General features: G+C 51.9%; 15 protein-coding genes. 8 read left to right on the top strand and 7 right to left on the bottom strand.

Going from position 1 to position 17,969, the window contains the following annotated elements:
* Positions 1-10: 10 nt before the first annotated feature.
* Positions 11-436, bottom strand: a complete 426-nt coding sequence (gene exbD, locus E2566_RS01995; protein WP_107170941.1) for a TonB system transport protein ExbD — start codon at positions 434-436, stop codon at positions 11-13.
* A gap of 3 nt (positions 437-439) precedes the next feature.
* The gene (gene exbB / locus E2566_RS01990) at positions 440-1,444 is read right to left on the bottom strand and encodes a tol-pal system-associated acyl-CoA thioesterase (RefSeq protein ID WP_107170940.1); all 1,005 of its coding nucleotides are present in this window, start codon (positions 1,442-1,444) and stop codon (positions 440-442) included.
* 673 nt (positions 1,445-2,117) lie between these two features.
* Here exbB and E2566_RS01985 point away from each other — a divergent pair.
* From E2566_RS01985 to E2566_RS01965, 5 genes are all read left to right on the top strand, one after another.
* Positions 2,118-3,095: a TRAP transporter substrate-binding protein gene (locus E2566_RS01985; RefSeq protein WP_107170939.1), complete on the top strand. Its 978-nt coding sequence runs from the start codon at positions 2,118-2,120 to the stop codon at positions 3,093-3,095.
* 114 nt (positions 3,096-3,209) lie between these two features.
* Positions 3,210-3,716, top strand: coding sequence for a TRAP transporter small permease (locus E2566_RS01980; protein ID WP_107170938.1), 507 nt, complete (start codon positions 3,210-3,212; stop codon positions 3,714-3,716).
* A gap of 15 nt (positions 3,717-3,731) precedes the next feature.
* Entirely contained in the window at positions 3,732-5,024 is a 1,293-nt protein-coding gene (locus tag E2566_RS01975) for a TRAP transporter large permease (RefSeq protein WP_107170937.1), read from the top strand.
* 324 nt (positions 5,025-5,348) lie between these two features.
* A complete protein-coding gene (gene metC, locus E2566_RS01970; protein WP_107170936.1) occupies positions 5,349-6,539 on the top strand; it encodes a cystathionine beta-lyase in 1,191 nt (396 codons plus the stop codon).
* Positions 6,540-6,855: 316 nt separating this feature from the next.
* On the top strand, positions 6,856-7,515 hold the full coding sequence (locus tag E2566_RS01965; RefSeq protein ID WP_107170935.1) for a DedA family protein: 660 nt from the start codon (positions 6,856-6,858) through the stop codon (positions 7,513-7,515).
* A 20-nt stretch (positions 7,516-7,535) separates the two neighbouring features.
* Here E2566_RS01965 and E2566_RS01960 read toward each other — a convergent pair whose 3' ends face one another.
* Complete coding sequence (locus E2566_RS01960) at positions 7,536-8,549, bottom strand: AraC family transcriptional regulator (protein WP_205942500.1); 1,014 nt, start codon at positions 8,547-8,549, stop codon at positions 7,536-7,538.
* A 272-nt stretch (positions 8,550-8,821) separates the two neighbouring features.
* Here E2566_RS01960 and E2566_RS01955 point away from each other — a divergent pair, with 272 nt between their 5' ends.
* The 3 genes from E2566_RS01955 to dkgA all read left to right on the top strand — a co-directional run bounded on the left by E2566_RS01955 (position 8,822) and on the right by dkgA (position 11,951).
* Complete coding sequence (locus E2566_RS01955) at positions 8,822-9,562, top strand: NADPH-dependent oxidoreductase (protein WP_107170933.1); 741 nt, start codon at positions 8,822-8,824, stop codon at positions 9,560-9,562.
* Positions 9,563-9,565: 3 nt separating this feature from the next.
* Positions 9,566-10,729: an alcohol dehydrogenase gene (gene yqhD, locus E2566_RS01950; RefSeq protein ID WP_107170932.1), complete on the top strand. Its 1,164-nt coding sequence runs from the start codon at positions 9,566-9,568 to the stop codon at positions 10,727-10,729.
* A 394-nt stretch (positions 10,730-11,123) separates the two neighbouring features.
* On the top strand, positions 11,124-11,951 hold the full coding sequence (dkgA, locus tag E2566_RS01945; RefSeq protein WP_107170931.1) for a 2,5-didehydrogluconate reductase DkgA: 828 nt from the start codon (positions 11,124-11,126) through the stop codon (positions 11,949-11,951).
* 42 nt (positions 11,952-11,993) lie between these two features.
* On the opposite strand, the gene E2566_RS01940 is transcribed toward dkgA, so the two are convergent.
* The 4 genes from E2566_RS01940 to parC form a co-directional block, all read right to left on the bottom strand.
* Positions 11,994-12,731, bottom strand: a complete 738-nt coding sequence (locus E2566_RS01940; RefSeq protein ID WP_107170930.1) for a GntR family transcriptional regulator — start codon at positions 12,729-12,731, stop codon at positions 11,994-11,996.
* A gap of 323 nt (positions 12,732-13,054) precedes the next feature.
* A complete protein-coding gene (ftsP, locus tag E2566_RS01935; protein WP_107170929.1) occupies positions 13,055-14,470 on the bottom strand; it encodes a cell division protein FtsP in 1,416 nt (471 codons plus the stop codon).
* 154 nt (positions 14,471-14,624) lie between these two features.
* Positions 14,625-15,362 (bottom strand): 1-acylglycerol-3-phosphate O-acyltransferase, encoded by a 738-nt coding sequence (locus tag E2566_RS01930; RefSeq protein ID WP_107170928.1) that lies wholly within the window; start codon positions 15,360-15,362, stop codon positions 14,625-14,627.
* Between the two features lie 148 nt (positions 15,363-15,510).
* Positions 15,511-17,781 (bottom strand): DNA topoisomerase IV subunit A, encoded by a 2,271-nt coding sequence (parC, locus tag E2566_RS01925; protein ID WP_107170927.1) that lies wholly within the window; start codon positions 17,779-17,781, stop codon positions 15,511-15,513.
* Between the last annotated feature and the right edge of the window lie 188 nt (positions 17,782-17,969).

The raw sequence follows: 17,969 nt of genomic DNA, 5'->3' as shown, positions 1-17,969 counted from the left end.
TTCTCAAGCGTTATTTAGCAGCAGCGGTTTCCGCACCAACCAAGCCAACCTTGAGGTAGCCCGCTTTACGCAGTGAATCCATCACGCTCATGATAGTTTCATAATCAACGCTTTTATCCGCCTGAAAGAAGATAGTTGTTTCTTTGTTGGCGCTGGTTTTCGCATCCAACACCTGAGCCAGAGACTGCTCGTTAATCGCCTCTTCCCCCAGAAACATTTGCTTATCCGCTTTTACCGTCAGATAAAGTGGCTTCTCTGGACGCGGCTGCGGTACTGCTGATGATGCTGGCAGATCGACACGAATGTCCACCGTTGCCAGCGGTGCCGCCACCATGAAGATGATCAGCAGAACCAGCATGACGTCAATGAACGGCGTGACGTTGATGTCATGCATTTCACCGTCATCACCCGCGTCCTCCTTCAAATGCATCGCCATGACTTAACCCACCCGCAGTTTATGCGCTGCTGAAGACGCCCGGTTATCGTTGCTGGCGGCAACGTCAAGATCGCGGCTTTGCAACAGCAACACTTGTGCCGCCACATCGCCAACCGTCGCTTTGTAGCCAGCAATCGAACGAGCGAAGACGTTATAGATAACCACCGCAGGAATCGCAGCGACCAGACCAATCGCCGTCGCCAGCAGAGCTTCTGCAATCCCCGGTGCAACCACCGCCAGGTTAGTCGTTTGCGTCTGTGCAATACCGATGAAGCTGTTCATGATGCCCCATACCGTACCGAACAACCCCACAAACGGTGCAACTGCCCCAACCGTTGCCAGATAGCCATTGCCACGTCCCATATGACGCCCGGTAGCCGCCACGCGACGTTCCAGACGAAACGCGGTGCGCTCTTTAATCCCGTTGTTGTCATCCGAACGTGCGGAGAGTTCCAGTTCGTTCTGCGCATCCACCAATAGCTGTTGCGCTACACTGCCTGGTTTGAACGCCTCCGCCGTTTCCAGCGCATCGTCCAGCGTTTTCGCCTGTTCCAGCGCCAGATACTCACGGCGCAGGCGACGTTTCGCGCCAGACATTTCAACGCTTTTACTGAAGAAAATCGCCCAGGTAATCACGGAAGCCAACAGCAAGCCGATCATCACCGTTTTCACCACGGCATCAGCATGCTGGTACATGCCCCAGACGGACAAATCAGTCTTCATCAGGTTATTCGTACCCGGTGCAGCACTGGCCGGAAGCGTGAGCGCGGATGCTGGTGCATCGGTTGTCACGGGGGCAGAAGGGGATGCAGCAGCAGGCTGAGCGGCTGGCGCTGCATTCTCTGTCGATAACGGCGTCGTTGCCGGCGCTGCAAACGCATTTCCACTTAGTCCCGCCGTACACAGCAGGATAACCAGCACGCTACGGGAAAATGCGCTGAACGCACCACGTTTTTTTTGCCAGGTTGATAACACCTGTTGAGTTGTATTACTGACAGCCGTCTTCACGCTGTGCCTCCACCATTCGTTCTGTACAATAACGTGCACATACCCGCAGGTATTAATGCCGCAATAACGCAGCCTGAAATGATACCAAACCCTGAACGAATTGATAGTCGTTCTCATTATTATTTACGCCAGATAACACACTTTTTCTTGCGTTCTGACAGGGTTTTTAGGGGTATTACCTGCATATCGCTGGGAAATGCATAAAAAAATCATGAAACATAGCATCCAGAAATATATCTCAGGAGAGAGCCGCAGGTACTCACTTAGAGCACAGCGTTATACCGCTAGGCTTTTGTGATCGACATTAAGTTATCACACCATTTCATGGTGGCTGGCGATAGGTTAAATGAAATGAATGGAAACACAAACACACAATAAGATAAATAAAAACACCATGTTACGCATATTGAGATTGGGGAAATAGGAATAAAACCCCTATAAAACAGCATTTCATATTAGCTTTTTCTTTTGTGACACGAGTCATTCTACGAAGTTGTATAATAGGTTAGCTTAACTCATAGAGAATGCCGACGCGCACCACGATAATATCCCATACAAGGATGCCGTCGTCTCACCACTGTACCACCATAAGTTATTCTATTTTTTCATAGGTTTATTTTTTCAATCACCATTTGATTATCGATAATGTCACCCTACCTCTGGAGATAATTCAATGAAGCTGTCGAAAACATTGATCGGCGTTTGTCTGAGTTCTACTGTACTCCTGATGAGCCACGCGATTCAGGCGCAACAAATTAAAGCCTCCGATGTTCACCCTGAAGGATATCCGAATGTCGTCGCCGTACAGAAAATGGGAGAGAAATTAAAAGCTGCCACAGGTGGCAGACTGGAAATTAAAACCTTCCCTGGCGGCGTATTAGGTGATGAAAAACAAATGATTGAGCAGGCGCAGCTCGGTGCCATTGATATTATTCGTGTATCAATGACGCCCGTTGCCGCTATTTTACCGGAAATAGAAGTCTTTACGCTGCCCTATATTTTCCGTGATGAAGATCATCTGCATAAAGTACTGGATGGAAAAATCGGGCAGGAAATTGGTGATAAGATTACTCAGAACAGTAAATCAAAATTGGTTTTCCTAGGCTGGATGGACGCGGGAACGCGTAATTTAATCACCAAGCAGCCAGTAGCCAAACCAGAAGACCTCAAAGGCATGAAAATTCGCGTCCAAACCAGTCAGGTCGCTCTCGCAACGCTGAAAGCCATGGGCGCCAACTCCATCGCCATGGGCACCAGTGAAGTCTTTAGCGGCATGCAAACCGGCGTGATTGACGGCACTGAGAATAATCCGCCAACCTATGTCGCACATAACTACATGCCTGTTGCCAAGAATTTCACCTGGAGCCGCCACTTTATTATTCCGGAGCTGTTCCTGTACTCCAAAACCAAATGGGACAAGCTTTCCAAAGAAGATCAGGATCTTATCCTGAAGCTGGCGAAAGAAGCGCAGCAAGAACAGCGCGTGCTGTGGAATGAGTATACTCAGCAATCTCTGGATAAAATGAAGGCCGGTGGCGTTCAATTCCATGAAATTGATACCGAGTACTATTTCAAAGCTACGCAGCCTGTACGCGATCAGTTTGGTGCCAAATACCAGGATCTGATTAAAGCCGTCGCCGACGTCCAATAATCAATATCTCATCTGAGCGGATAAATAGCCTGCTATTTATCCGCCACCATGAATAGCCTCGTATTAACAATTATCCTTCGCTGCTCATTTAGCGAAGTGAATATAGGTGGCGCAATGGCACAGTCTTATCACTTAAGTATGGATATACTCTATCGTATTGCCATGTGGGTTTCTGGTCTGGCGTTATTAATTATGACGCTAATAATTCCTATCGGCATATTCGCACGTTATGTTTTAAATTCAGCCTTATCCTGGCCAGAACCCATTTCGATTATTTGTATGGTGACGTTTACTTTTGTAGGCGCAGCCGTCAGTTACCGTTCTAGCTCACATATTGCAGTCAGCATGTTTACCGACAGATTGCCAGAATCCGGTAAGAAGATTTGCGCTCACCTGTCGAATATCCTGATGCTCTTAATCAGCCTGTTTATTCTCTATTACAGCACCGTGCTTTGTATGGAATTATGGGAACAGCCCGTCGCAGAATTTCCATTATTAACCGCGGGTGAAAGTTATTTGCCGCTGCCTATCGGCTCGTTCATCACCGTGCTCTTCATCATCGAAAAAATGTTTTTCGGCCCGCAGGATAAACGCCCTGTGGTCATGCTTGGCAGTTCTTAATTCGGAGCCAATACCATGGATGCATTTATTCTTATTGCCGCGCTGGCTGTGCTGCTGGCGGTCGGCGTTCCTGTCGCCTACGCGGTAGGGTTGAGCGCGATTGTTGGCGCTTTCTGGATCGATCTGCCGCTTGAGGCAGTCATGATTCAGATTACCAACGGCGTGAACAAATTTTCGCTGCTGGCGATTCCCTTCTTTATTCTGGCTGGGGCCATTATGGCCGAAGGTGGCATCGCCCGCAGGCTGGTCAGCTTCGCGTATATTTTTGTCGGCTTTATTCGCGGCGGCTTATCGCTCGTTAACATCGTCGCATCGACATTTTTCGGTGCAATATCCGGCTCTTCGGTGGCAGATACGGCTTCAATCGGTTCAGTGATGATCCCGGAAATGGAGAAGAAGGGCTACCCACGCGACTTCTCTGCCGCCGTCACTGCCAGCGGCTCCGTACAGGCGATTCTGACACCACCCAGCCACAACTCTGTCATCTACTCGCTGGCAACCGGCGGTACGGTTTCGATCGCCTCACTGTTTATCGCAGGAATTCTGCCCGGCCTGCTGCTCAGTCTGACCTTGATGGTAATGTGCGTCGGTTTCGCGCATCGACGAGGCTACCCGAAAGGCGAGCGCGTACCGTTCCGTCAGGCGCTGAAAATCTTTGTCGATACCCTGTGGGGGTTGATGACCGTTGTCATCATCATGGGCGGTATTCTGTCCGGTATTTTTACCGCGACCGAATCTGCGGCCATTGCCTGCCTGTGGTCCTTCTTCGTGACCATGTTTATCTATAAAGACTATAAATGGTCAGAACTGCCCAAGCTGATGTACCGCACGGTAAAAACCGTCACGATCGTCATGATCCTGATCGGTTTCGCTGCCGCATTCGGTGCCATCATGACCTATATGCAGTTGCCCGCCCGCATTACCGAGTTTTTCACTTCCATTTCGGATAACAAGTACGTCATCCTGATGTGGATTAACATCATGCTGCTGCTAGTCGGTACGCTGATGGACATGGCGCCGCTGATCCTGATCCTGACCCCCGTACTGCTGCCTGTCGCTCACTCACTCGGCATCGATCCAGTACATTTTGGTATGATCATGCTGGTTAACCTCGGGATCGGCCTGATTACACCGCCGGTAGGGTCGGTACTTTTCGTCGCCAGTGCAGTCAGTAAACAGAAGATAGAGCAAGTCGTTAAAGCGATGCTGCCCTTCTACTGCGGACTTTTCTTTGTACTGATGCTCGTCACCTATATTCCGGCTATCTCGCTCTGGCTGCCCAAATTCTTTGGCGTCCATACGGGGTAATTCCCCCCCAATCGCGCCATGTTCTTCGTAGCAATGCAGAAGAACCTGGCGCTTTTCTTACCTGAAATATTTTCACCTACCTCCAAGCTTATCCCATCAAAATCGATGAAAGCCCCTTTCGCTGCGGGAATGTCAGCGATAGAGAACATTTTTCCGTGATGACAAAAGCCACCCACACGCCGCTCCAGCCGTGATAACGTAGACCTCACAAATCGAATTCGAATAAATCCCATTATGCTCCGCGATTCCCATGCGCTCACTGCTGGGAATGAGCTGGCGTATTACGTCATTCAGCAGGACTGAACAGAAAAGGTGATAGTGGCTATGACAAGCAAAAAAACGGCAACCGCGTTAGTCGCCGCAGGACGCAGCAAGAAATTCACCCATGGCTCCGTAAACCCCGTTATTCAGCGCGCCTCTTCTCTGGTATTCGATACCGTACAGGATAAGAAACACGCCACCATTAACCGAGCCAAGGGGGCGCTATTCTATGGTCGCCGAGGCACGTTGACCCATTTCTCGTTTCAGGAAGCGATGGTGGAACTGGAAGGCGGCGCAGGCTGTGCGTTGTACCCTTGTGGTGCCGCCGCTATCTCTAACGCGATCCTCTCTTTCGTTGCGGCAGGCGATCACATTCTGGTTACAGAGTCAGCCTATGAACCCACACAGGATTTCTGCACGAAAGTGCTCAGCAAGCTGAACGTCAGCACCACCTATTTCGATCCGCTCATTGGTGCCGGTATTGCCGAGCTAATCCAGCCGAATACCAAAGTGGTCTTTCTTGAATCGCCGGGCTCTATCACCATGGAAGTCCACGATGTGCCAGCTATTGTCCAAGCCGTGCGCCGTATCAATCCCGAAATCGTTGTCATGATTGATAACACCTGGGCTGCGGGCATTTTATTCAAAGCGTTCGACTTCGATATTGATATCTCGATTCAGGCTGGTACGAAATATATCGTCGGCCATTCCGATGCCATGATCGGTACGGCTGTCGCTAACGAACGCTGTTGGGCGCAACTGCGCGAGCATTCTTACCTGATGGGACAAATGGTGGATGCTGATACCGCCTACGTCGCCAGCCGTGGTCTGCGTACATTGGGCGTCAGGCTCAAACAACATCAGGAAAGCAGCATCCGCATTGCGAAATGGCTGGCGGAACGGCCAGAAGTCGCCGTCGTTAATCACCCCGCGTTACCAGGGTGCAAAGGACATGCGTTCTATGTACGTGATTTTAACGGTTGCAACGGTTTGTTCTCCTTTGTATTAAAAGAGAAATTAAGCAAAGAAACGTTGGCGCACTATCTGGACCATTTTGAGCACTTCAGCATGGCGTATTCCTGGGGTGGCTTTGAGTCTCTGATTCTGGCAAACCAGCCGGAAGAACTGGCAGCGCTCCGCCCAGTGAGCGGGGTAGACTTTACCGGCACACTTATCCGGTTACATATTGGACTTGAAGACAGCGACGATCTGATCGACGATCTGGCCGCGGGTTTCAGTAGGCTACGTGCCTAGCACGCTCAGCGTTGTCGGGCGATAGGAAACAAATTACAGGAAGTGTGACGGCCATAAAACCGCCGCGTCTTGATTTCCCCTGCGGCGCGGTGGGTAATGCGTTATGATAATCATGAGTCAACGCTTACCAAAAACGCGTTACCTTAACCAAAATTTAGCATTAAGCCTTGCCGTATTATCACAATACGACAAGGCGTTTGCCCCATATCGACTTTAGGGCTTGATAGACACTTGATAGACAATAGATTTCAGGTAACTCAGCGTTTCATCGCCGCAGCCTGGGAAATAGTGAATATCATCACTGGCGGGAAGTAATATGAGTGTGGTTCACGACATTATTCAGGCGCTCTGGCAGCAAGATTTTAGTGCATTGGCCGATCCCCACGTCATTTGGGTGATTTACGGCATTTTGTTCACGACGCTGTTTCTGGAGAACGGCCTGCTACCTGCCTCTTTTCTGCCCGGCGATAGCCTGCTGTTGCTCACCGGAGCCATGATTGCCAAAGGCGTGATGAGCTTTTTCCCCACGATGATTCTGCTTACCATCGCCGCCAGTCTCGGCTGCTGGCTCAGCTATCTTCAGGGCCGCTGGCTGAGCGATACCCGATTGGTAAAAGGCTGGCTGTTACAGCTCCCTGCACATTATCACCAACGTGCGCATCATCTATTCCACCGTCACGGCCTGATGGCGCTGCTGGTTGGCCGTTTTTTAGCGTTTATCCGCACGCTGCTGCCAACAATGGCGGGGATTTCCGGGTTAAACAATACGCGTTTTCAAATTTTCAACTGGCTCAGCGGGCTGCTGTGGGTCGGTGGAATTGTCACGCTCGGCTATGCACTTAGCCACATTCCGCTGGTCAAACGCTATGAGGATCAGGTGATGACCGCACTGATCCTGCTGCCGATTATTTTACTGGTCAGCGGCCTGATCGGCATGGCTGTTGTGGTATGGCGTAAAAAGCGCACCGTCGCCTAATCGGGTAACCGTGCGATTTATTACCGTATTCCGCTTTCCTCAACCACCATATTACTGGCCTTTAATCTCGCCACTTCATCACCCGGCGTCGCGCCAAAGTAGCGTTTAAATTCCCGGCTAAACTGCGACGCACTCTCATATCCGACGCGAGCGGCTGCAACGCCCGCTCTCAGGCCATCGTTGAGCATCATCCCCCGTGCTTTATGTAAGCGGTAGGATTTCAGGTACTGCAACGGCGATGTGTTGGTGACCGCCTTGAAGTTATGATGAAACGCAGAGACGCTCATGTTCACCTCGGCGGCCAGCTGTTCCACATTCAGGCTATCGGCGTAGTGATTCTCAATGCGTCGCAGCGCTTTAGTGATTTGGCTGAAGTGCGTGTGCCGATTCACCAACGCCTGCAATGCCGAACCGCTTTCGCCACAGAGCATATGGTAGATAATCTCGCGCACAATCGTCGGGCCCAGTACTCGAGCATCACGTGGGTTATTCATCGCATCCAGCAGTCGCTCAACGGCACACAGAATCTCATCGGTCAGCGGTGCGCTATTCACTCCGCACGAGCAGGAACAGGGGCGGATCGCGCTGTCATCATCACCAATGTCGATCAGCAAATCCTGAAGCATTTGGATATCGATGCGGATTGCCATCCCCACTAGCGGGTTCTCAACGCTGGCTATCGTTTCACATTCGAACGGCAGTGGAACGGTCATCAACAGATAATTTTCCGCGTCGTACTGGAACGTTTTTCCGCCCAGATAGCCAATCTTTTTCCCTTGGAAAATGATGACAATCGTCGGCTCATACATCACCGGTACTCGCGGATGGTGCTGTTCCGTATACAGAATTTTGACCTGAGGCACGAGAGAAGGCGTGACCCAGCTTTTGGCTGAACAGCGTATGGCCTGTTGCACGATGCGTTGCCGCGCGGTGAGTAGCTGTTCTGTTTGCTTCTGAACGATTTGTTTCTGAACTGTTTGTTTCTGAACTTTTTGTTTCTGAACAAGCCGCTCGCATTGGCTCTCCGTCGACATGCCCTCGCCTTTCGTCAACACGCCTTGGTTTTCAATCAACACGCCTTGGTCTTCAATCAACATAGTGTTATCTCACTACCGTTATTTTTTCCTGTCTGAAGCCTTTCTCCTGACAGTAGAAATAAAATGACACACCCGTGAATTATTATCACCCTTTTCTCCTGTATTTTGTAGAAATAGGCAATAACCAAACAGGAATGTGCATTGAACGTCTTCCCTGGGTTGATGACAATAGTGAGCATACATTTGCCCACTATTACTCGGGAAAAGACATGAATAAAACGATTGAACTGTTTACGTCACATCGCAGCGAACGTAGCTATCTTGATAAACCCATTCCCGATGACGTACTGGATGCCATTGTTCAATCCGCCCATCTGGCACCAACGTCCGTGAACTCTCAGCAAGTGTCGCTCATCGTCACCCGCGACCCAGAACGCAAGGCACGCATTGCCGAACTGGCTGGCGGACAACCGTGGATTGCCAAAGCCCCCGTATTTATTACCGTAGTGCTAGATATGCACAAAACGCAGGTCGGGATTGCCATGAGCGGAAAACAGCAACACGCACATGAAAGCATAGAAAGCCTGATCGCAGGTACAACCGATGTCGGCATCGCGCTTGGCACGCTGATGGCAGCCGCCCGCTCATTTGGGCTGGGTATCGTCCCGATTGGCGGTATTCGTCGTGAGCCGCAGGCAATGATCGACTTTCTGGCGCTTCCTGAATTGACGTTCCCCGTCGCAGGCGTCGCTATCGGCTATGTCGATACTCCCGCATACCAGAAGCCACGCCTGCCGCTGAATTCATTCCGCCATGATGAAACCTATCATCAGGATGTTCTGCCTGCGGCGATTGAGCAATATAACCACACGCTGGTGACACACTGGCAGGAAACCGGCCGCGCAGACGGCGATAACTGGGGGGATAACACCGCCAGCTACTACCAACACATCTACTTCCCGAAAGTCTTACCCGCAATCCTTCAACAAGGCTTTAAACTGGAAAAATAACCTATGCTAAATTTCACACTCCACACCCCGACCAAAATTCTGTTTGGCGAAGGCCAGATTGCTGAATTAGGCAAAGAAATCCCTGCCGATGCCCGTATTCTCATCACTTACGGCGGCGGCAGCGTGAAGCATAATGGCGTGCTGGATCAGGTCTATCGCGCATTAGAAGGCCGCAACGTACGCGAATTTTCCGGCATTGAACCCAACCCGACGTATGAAACGCTAATGAAAGCTGTCGAGGTTGTTCGTGCAGAGAAGATTGATTTCTTGCTGGCGGTTGGCGGTGGCTCAGTGGTTGATGGCACAAAATTTATCGCGGCTGCCGCAGACTATCAGGCTGCGCAGGACCCGTGGCATATTCTGCAAACCGGCGGTGCGGAAATCGATCGCGGTATCGCGATGGCAGCGGTACTCACTCTGCCAGCGACCGGTTCAGAATCCAACAATGGCGCGGTCATCACCCGTAAATCAACCAACGATAAACTCGCCTTCCGCTCGCGATACACGCAGCCGCTCTTCGCCGTACTCGATCCGGTGGTGACTTACACCCTGCCCGCTCGCCAAATTGCGAACGGCGTGGTCGATGCCTTCGTTCATACCGTTGAGCAGTATCTGACGTATTCCGTCGATGCCAAAGTACAGGATCGTTTTGCGGAAGGCTTGCTGCTGACGCTGGTTGAAGAAGGCCCGCGTGCGCTGGCTGAACCGGAAAACTACAAGGTTAGAGCCAATGTGATGTGGAGCGCCACCATGGCACTGAACGGCCTGATTGGCGCAGGTGTGCCGCAGGACTGGTCAACCCACATGCTGGGGCACGAATTAACGGCGCTGCACGGCCTCGACCATGCCCAGACGCTGGCTATCGTCCTGCCCGCCATGCTGACAGCAAGGAGAGCCCAGAAGCGTGACAAACTGCTGCAATACGCCGAGCGCGTCTGGAACCTGCGCGACGGTAGCGAAGACCAGCGCATCGACGGTGCGATTGCCGCTACGCGTGATTTCTTCGAGACAATGGGCGTGCCGACCCGATTCTCTGACTATCAATTGGATGGCAGTTCCATTCCGACGCTGGTTGCCAAACTCAACGAGCACGGCCTAACCGCATTAGGCGAACACCGTGACATCACGCTGGAAGAAAGCCAGAAGATTTACGAAGCGGCGCGTTAAGCCTCTTAGTCCTCAATAATTCGAGTTACAGGAGAACACGCTATCGTTTAAATCACATATCCCCCCTCAATGCTGTGTCTGTTAAGGGGAGCCGCTCAGCTAATACCGATCGCTTAAGCCTGTTATGAGGGGAAACACAGGGGAAGGTTCCCGCAGGGAGGCTTCACCCCTGTGGTCACCCCGTGTATCTCGATGCTTAAACGATCTGCATGAAGCCAATCGGCTCCCTTTATCATCCGACCACACATAGCCAACGAATTTTTCTACTAAACTGAAATCATATGCCTGTTCCTGCGAGGGATCACGTTCCTCTCTGTCCGTGATATGAACAGGTCGCCCATTCAGTTAAGCCTATGATACGTTTATGGATTAACGGATATAAAAGGAGAATGAGATGACGCAACCGAAAGTGAAGCTGGCGGACGGCAATATCATGCCCCAGTTGGGCCTTGGGGTCTGGCGAGCAAGCAGTGAGGACACGGTGACCGCCGTGACTGAAGCATTGTCCATCGGTTATCGGGCGATCGATACCGCCGCGATTTATAAGAACGAGAAAGCGGTCGGTCAGGCGCTGAGTTCCGCAAATCTACCGCGTGAAGAGGTGTTCATCACCACCAAACTCTGGAATGGCGATCACACCGATCCCCAAAAGGCGCTGGAAGAAAGTCTGCGGAAGCTTCGGTTAGACTACGTCGATCTCTACCTGATTCACTGGCCATTACCGCAACAGAATACTTTCGTAGATGCCTGGCGCGGGCTCATCAAGCTTCAGGAACAAGGTCTGGCGAAAAGCATCGGCGTCAGTAATTTCCATATCCACCATTTACAGCGGTTAAAAGAAGAAACGGGCGTCTTGCCTGTCATCGATCAGGTCGAACTGCACCCGCTTCTTCAGCAAAAACAGCTCCACGCTTGGAATGCCACACACCATATTCAGACTGAATCCTGGAGCCCGCTGGCGCAGGGTGGCGAAGGGGTCTTTGATCACCCGATTATCCGCAAACTGGCGATGAAATACGGGAAAACACCGGCACAGATTGTGATCCGCTGGCATCTGGACAGTGGGTTGGTGGTGATCCCTAAATCGGTGACACCTGCACGTATCAAGGAAAACTTCGAGGTGTTCGATTTCCGTCTGGATAAAGACGAGCTGGGTGAAATTGCCAAGCTGGACAGTGGAAAACGCCTGGGTTCAGATCCTGACGAACCGAGAAACGACTAACCCGTCTTTGATGCCAGCATTCCCCCTGCTGGCATTTTTTCTCTAATCAGCAAACTGAATCTCATACACATCGCTACGGCAATGTGCCTCGCTGTATTCCAGCAATTCACCTTGTTCGTTGTAAACATGCAGTTGGCAATACAGCGCTGGAGCCTCCGCCGCAATACCAAGAAGCGCAGCGATTTCTGCCGTACAGGCAATCGCCTTGAAACGATAGCGTTTTTTGTCCGGTGTGATGCCACGCGTAATCCAATACTGATAGAGAGACTGCTCAAGCGCTTCGGGATCGGGTAGAAATTCTTGCGGTATCCAGGTCGTTTCCAGCGAAACGGGCTCGCCATTGCTGAGCCGGACGCGTCGCAGATAGGTCACGGCCTCGCCTTCCGGCAGAGACATTTTCGCGGCGATTGCAGCGGGAGGAACCTGTATTACCTTCTCCAGCCAGAGGCTGCCAGCAACACCGCCTTGCTTCAGCACCAGTGCGGTGAACCCTTCGTCTTCAGCACTCAACGCATAATTAAGCCGTTGGGCAACGCGAGTCCCAACCCCCTGCTGGCGAACAATCATCCCCTTCTCTTCCAGCAACGACAAAGATCGGGAAACCGTGACTCTCGATAATCCCAACTGTTGCGCAATCAATCTTTCCGCAGGTAAGAACTGGCCTGATAACGTCTTCCGGCGGCCGATTTCTGATTCAAGCAACGACGCAAGCTGCATATAGCGGGGAGCCGACGACGCCCCAGCAAGCTGATCCCTGACCCAAAGCAGTAATTCCCGCATAGCACAGCCTTTTCAATAACGCAGCATTCTGGCTACGTATGAGTTAAAACAGAAGTGAACCTGATTCCATGACGCCACGAAATACTCTGATTCTGAATTTGTTGTAATAAAAGATATTTTTATGACGCCTTAAACCCAGTATCCGAATCCGAAATATTCCCTTAGTACAAAGCAACATCACTCTATAAGGTATCGTCCGCACAGCTCCGCATCTTTAATTTTGGTGTGTCTGAATAGAAGTGGATCACATTAAGAAACAAACGAGGGTGGGTGATATTGCCGTTACATCCGTAACGGCGAAGGATTGTTGGCAGGATAGAGACTCACATCGCCGTCTGTACGATAAGCTGTCCCGTCGAGCCGCGATCGGCCAGCTCCAGCGTCTGGCTGTAATAGAGGAAAGGGAACGCCATTGAAGAAGGCTGCATGAAATACACCAGCAGTTCGACATCGTTATCCACCCATACCGTATCTTTCCAGCCGCTGTCTTCCACCGCTGGTGGGCGACCATTCGCGCTGCGCACCAGAAACTTGACGCCCTGAATGTGGAAAGCCTGCGGCGTGTCGGCGTGGATAATCCAGCGTTCACAGCGGCCAAGCTGAGTTTGCACATCAGCACGCGTCATGTCCCACATCGCGCCGTTGATGCCGGGCAGACTGTCACCCAGACGGAATTCGCGCGTGCGACTGATGCTACCTTCAATGATGTTGTCGGCCAGCAAACGCATCGGTAGGTTGTCTGTGACTAATGGCAACAGCCCCGTCGGTTTAAGCGTAACAATTTGGGTGGAAATCAGGATACTGGAAGGCTCAAACAAGCCGCGCAGGCGATCCATAATCCCAGCTGATTCACCTGCCGTCAGCGTGACATCTTCGCCTTGAGACATATCGACCAGTATTTCACGTCGTTCTCCGGGCGCGAGCGACAGTTGGTTCACCGCCATTGGCGCGGGTAACAGCCCTTGATCGCTGGCGATCACATGCATCGCTCGGCCATCACTGAGTCGCATTACGTAACGCCGGGAGTTCGACGCGTTCAACAATCTCAGGCGAACCCAGCCGCGAGAAACTTCAACAAAGGGGTTTTGGACGCCATTGACTAACAGCGAGTCACCGACGAACCCACCATTAGAAGGTGGGTTATAGAGAGGGACACCAAAGTTATCCAGTCGTTTATCCTGAATAATCAAGGGGAAATCATCGACACCATAGTGATTAGGCAGAGGCAGAGATTTGCTGGTGCTGTCTTCCACCAACCACAGCCCTGCCAATCCATTATAAATATGGGGTGCCATGCGGTTCGGTGTATTCGCATGATACCAGCAGGTCGCCGCGGGTTGACGAACCGGCAACACCGGTGACCAATCGGTTCCTGGAGAAATAATGCGAGCCGCCCCGCCCATCAGCGGCCCTGGCACCTGCAATCCACCAATCGTCATCGCGACAGGCTCATTCAGGCGATTGCTGTAAATTAGCTTAACATCATCGCCGTCATAGACTCGCACCGTCGGCCCTAAATAACGGCCGTTAATTCCCCAAATGGACGTCTTACGATCGCCAGAAAATGCCCAATGAGCACGCTGCATCGTCAGAAAAAGCGGCTGGCCTCGGCGCGACTCCAGTAATGGAGGTATCGGCAATGCGATGGGATTCCCACTGGCTTTCGCTGCTAGTGGCGTCATACCCGCACATAACGCAAGGCCCGATGCCTGAATAAACTGACGTCGGCTGAGTGACATAATGACTCCGTAAATCCAATAAACCGTAAGCAAAGTTTAACTTCCGATTAGGCATTCGGAAGAAATAATCCTGAATCCCCGTCATACCCCGAGCAAGGCGTGCATTGGTCTCCTGCCGCTCGAGTGATTGAGAGTAGAACCTGATGGAGTAAACTTATTTTTTACCTGCCGCTTCACGCGCTGCGACTTCCGCATCCAGCGCCGCAATCTTGGCCGCCATCACATCATGGCAATGCGTCGCCAGTTCACGGACCTGATCTTTGGTGTACGCACGGGTATCAATCGGTGGCAACATTTCTACGATAACGAGGCCATTGTTCCAGCGGTTCAATTTCACCTTATTGCTGGTGGTAGAAACACAGATGGGTACGACAGGCACTTCTGCGCTAATCGCGGCATGAAAAGCACCGGTCTTGAATGGCATCAGGCCACGCCCACGGCTGCGTGTCCCTTCAGGGAACATCCAGATGGAAGTATTACGCTCTTTAATATGCTTCACGACCTGAGCGATCGTGCCATGCGCTTTGGCGCGATTTTCACGATCAATCAGCAAGTTACCCGTCAACCAGTAGAGGGGTCCAAAGAACGGAATCCACAGCAGACTTTTTTTACCGACGGTGACAGTACGAGGCTGAACCGCGCTGGAAACCGTCACCATATCGTAATTATTCTGATGATTCGCGATATAGATGCAATTGCCATAATGCGCCGCTTCTTCCGGTATCCGCATTTCTACTTTCAGGCCAAACACCACGGACAAGCGGCCAAAAAGACGACCGAAAGTTGCCACATGACGGGGATTTCGAGGGCTGAACAGACAGTAAAACAAGCCAAAAATACAGATCAAGATCGAAAAGATGACAACAACAAAAAAACGCAAAATGGATAACATAGCAACCTCATTAGCCAACAGCCGCCGCTAGTATAGCGATTCCGCGCGAAAACACACGGTGATTCAATTTGCTGCGGGATAGCAACCGGAAACCAAAGAAAGGCGGTAAACACCGCCTTTCTACATGCACAATGACAATAGGGAGGCGTTATTCTTCGCTGCTGCCAGTATCGGCCTGCTGCGGCGCATCCACCTCAATCCGATCGATGCGTTGCAGCCCACGCAGTAGCGTACCTTTCCGTCCACGCTCGCCCTGATACTTCTGAAGCTCGTTTGGACGCAGCACCAGCTTACGCTTACCGAAATACAGCGTGACGGAAGCCTGTGGTGGCAGCAGATACAGCCAGGTCAGACGGTCTTTACCTTCCGCAAAGTCAGCAGAAGAGATGGACACGATCTTGTTGCCCTTCCCTTTCGACAACTGTGGCAAATCAGAGACAGAGAACAGCAGCATTCTGCCTGCGGCAGTGATCGCCATCAGCAGGTTATCTTCTCCTTTGATCTCGATCGGTGCTAATGCCTTCGCATTATCCGGCAGCGTAATAATCGCTTTGCCTGCGCGGTTGCGTGCGACCAGATCGTTGAAGGTACAGACAAATCCATAGCCCGCGTCCGACGCCATCAGCAACGGCTGATCGTCTGCGGCCATCAGCACCTGTTCAATCGTCGCGCCCGGTGGCGGCGTGAGTTTGCCCGTTAACGGCTCGCCCTGACCGCGTGCGGAAGGCAGCGTGATCGGGTCCAGCGCGTAGCTACGGCCGGTGGAGTCAATAAACACTACGGGTTGATTGCTCTTGCCTTTCGCAACGGCGCGGAAACTATCGCCCGCTTTATAGCTCAGCCCAGTAGGATCGATGTCATGCCCTTTGGCACTGCGTACCCAGCCCATTTCCGACAACACAATGGTAACGGGTTCTGACGGCACAAAGTCATGCTCGCTCATCGCCTTCGCTTCGCCGCGTTCATGCAGCGGCGAACGACGATCGTCGCCATAGGCTTGCGCATCTGCCTGAATTTCTTTCTTAATCAGATTGCTGAGCTTACGTTCTGACGCCAGCAGCGCTTGAAGTTGATCGCGCTCTTTGGCCAAATCGTCCTGCTCACCGCGAATTTTCATCTCTTCCAGCTTGGCCAAGTGACGTAATTTCAGTTCCAGGATCGCTTCAGCCTGAGTTTCACTCAGGCTGAACTGGCGCATCAGTACGGGCTTCGGCTCGTCTTCCGTGCGGATGATATGAATCACTTCATCAATGTTCAGGAACGCAATCAGCAAGCCTTCAAGGATATGCAGGCGCTTGAGCACTTTTTCCAGACGGTAGTTCAATCGGCGACACACGGTGTCGCGACGGAATACCAGCCATTCGCTCAGGATCTCAACCAGCCCTTTCACGCTAGGACGACCATCCAGACCGATCATGTTCATGTTAACGCGATAGCTCTTTTCCAGATCGGTAGTGGCGAACAGATGATTCATCACCTGATCCATATCGATACGGTTCGAGCGTGGCACCAGCACCAGACGAGTTGGGTTCTCGTGATCGGATTCATCACGCAGGTCTTCCACCATCGGCAGCTTCTTCGCGCGCATCTGGCTGGCAATCTGTTCCAACACTTTGGCACCAGAAACCTGATGCGGCAGTGCGGTAATCACCACATCACCGTCTTCTTTCTTCCAGACCGCACGCATCCGCACCGAGCCACGGCCATTCTGGTAGAGTTTGCGCACTTCATCGCGTGGCGTAATGATTTCAGCTTCCGTCGGGAAATCCGGCCCCTGCACATGCTGGAGCAAATCGTCCAGCGAGGCTTTCGGGTTTTCCAGCAGCATGACGGCTGCCGCAGCGACTTCACGCACGTTGTGCGGTGGAATATCCGTTGCCATCCCGACAGCGATCCCGGTGGTGCCGTTCAGCAGAATATTCGGCAGACGTGCAGGCAGCATCTTCGGCTCTTGCATCGTGCCATCAAAATTCGGGGTGTAATCGACCGTTCCCTGCCCTAACTCTGACAGCAGCACTTCCGCGTATTTGGACAACCGCGATTCGGTATAACGCATGGCGGCGAACGATTTCGGATCGTCCGGTGCCCCCCAGTTTCCCTGACCATCCACCAGCGGATAGCGGTAAGAGAACGGCTGCGCCATCAGCACCATCGCCTCATAACAGGCACTGTCGCCGTGCGGGTGGTATTTACCCAGCACATCACCCACGGTACGGGCGGATTTTTTAAATTTGGCGCTGGCATTCAGCCCTAGCTCGGACATCGCATACACAATGCGACGCTGCACAGGTTTCAGGCCATCGCCAATAAACGGCAATGCCCTGTCCATGATGACGTACATGGAATAATTCAGATATGCATTTTCGGTAAACGTGCGCAGCGCAAGGCTTTCTGCGCCGTCATGAGTCATCTCACTCATTTATCTCATTTCCCTCACATCGCGGCGCGATGGTTACGCTTTCCGGCACGCCATAGTGGCGGTATGTTTGGCGGGAATAGTACCTTATCTGATGAGGTGATGTCACAGGGAACAGTTAGCAGGAAACTGCGTCACAGGAAACGATGTTGTTCTCAGAAAACCCTCACGCCAGGCGATGGCCGGTGTGA

This window comes from Pectobacterium punjabense (genome assembly GCF_012427845.1).
GTDB lineage: Bacteria > Pseudomonadota > Gammaproteobacteria > Enterobacterales > Enterobacteriaceae > Pectobacterium > Pectobacterium punjabense.
The sequence above is the reverse complement of the archived record's forward strand: the minus strand, read 5'-3'. Positions and strand labels throughout refer to the sequence as shown.

What these genes read in the sequence shown, in the direction of transcription:
- exbD (WP_107170941.1), bottom strand. Translation starts at nt 436, where the DNA reads ATGGCGATGCATTTGAAGGAGGACGCGGGTGATGACGGTGAAATGCAT.
- E2566_RS01985 (WP_107170939.1), top strand. Translation starts at nt 2,118, where the DNA reads ATGAAGCTGTCGAAAACATTGATCGGCGTTTGTCTGAGTTCTACTGTA.
- E2566_RS01980 (WP_107170938.1), top strand. Translation starts at nt 3,210, where the DNA reads ATGGCACAGTCTTATCACTTAAGTATGGATATACTCTATCGTATTGCC.
- E2566_RS01975 (WP_107170937.1), top strand. Translation starts at nt 3,732, where the DNA reads ATGGATGCATTTATTCTTATTGCCGCGCTGGCTGTGCTGCTGGCGGTC.
- metC (WP_107170936.1), top strand. Translation starts at nt 5,349, where the DNA reads ATGACAAGCAAAAAAACGGCAACCGCGTTAGTCGCCGCAGGACGCAGC.
- E2566_RS01965 (WP_107170935.1), top strand. Translation starts at nt 6,856, where the DNA reads ATGAGTGTGGTTCACGACATTATTCAGGCGCTCTGGCAGCAAGATTTT.
- E2566_RS01960 (WP_205942500.1), bottom strand. Translation starts at nt 8,549, where the DNA reads ATGTCGACGGAGAGCCAATGCGAGCGGCTTGTTCAGAAACAAAAAGTT.
- E2566_RS01955 (WP_107170933.1), top strand. Translation starts at nt 8,822, where the DNA reads ATGAATAAAACGATTGAACTGTTTACGTCACATCGCAGCGAACGTAGC.
- yqhD (WP_107170932.1), top strand. Translation starts at nt 9,566, where the DNA reads ATGCTAAATTTCACACTCCACACCCCGACCAAAATTCTGTTTGGCGAA.
- dkgA (WP_107170931.1), top strand. Translation starts at nt 11,124, where the DNA reads ATGACGCAACCGAAAGTGAAGCTGGCGGACGGCAATATCATGCCCCAG.
- E2566_RS01940 (WP_107170930.1), bottom strand. Translation starts at nt 12,731, where the DNA reads ATGCGGGAATTACTGCTTTGGGTCAGGGATCAGCTTGCTGGGGCGTCG.
- ftsP (WP_107170929.1), bottom strand. Translation starts at nt 14,470, where the DNA reads ATGTCACTCAGCCGACGTCAGTTTATTCAGGCATCGGGCCTTGCGTTA.
- E2566_RS01930 (WP_107170928.1), bottom strand. Translation starts at nt 15,362, where the DNA reads ATGTTATCCATTTTGCGTTTTTTTGTTGTTGTCATCTTTTCGATCTTG.
- parC (WP_107170927.1), bottom strand. Translation starts at nt 17,781, where the DNA reads ATGAGTGAGATGACTCATGACGGCGCAGAAAGCCTTGCGCTGCGCACG.